The sequence below is a fragment of the Wenzhouxiangella sp. YN9 genome (assembly GCF_056324165.1).
Genome location: NZ_JBJNIP010000109.1, coordinates 1 through 285, shown reverse-complemented (window position 1 = coordinate 285; position 285 = coordinate 1). Strand labels below are relative to the sequence as shown.

1 protein-coding gene is annotated in these 285 nt (G+C 53.7%); it reads right to left on the bottom strand.

The window, feature by feature from the left end; genetic code table 11:
• A partial coding sequence (locus ACEWQ0_RS10475; protein WP_476485324.1) for a hypothetical protein occupies positions 1 to 285 on the bottom strand: 285 nt, incomplete at both ends.

Genomic DNA, 285 nt, shown 5'->3' with positions numbered 1-285 from the left:
CCTGAGCCTGAGCGGCTGCTTCTACTGCCAATCTTGCTTCTTCATTAGCCTGAGCTTGAGCGGCTGCTTCAGCTACCAATCTCGCTTCTTCTTCAGCCTGCGCTTGAGCGGCTGCTTCTGCTGCTAATCTCGCTTCTTCATTAGCCTGAGCCTGAGCGGCTGCTTCTACTGCCAATCTTGCTTCTTCATTAGCCTGAGCTTGAGCGGCTGCTTCAGCTACCAATCTCGCTTCTTCTTCAGCCTGCGCTTGAGCGGCTGCTTCTGCTGCTAATCTCGCTTCTTCAT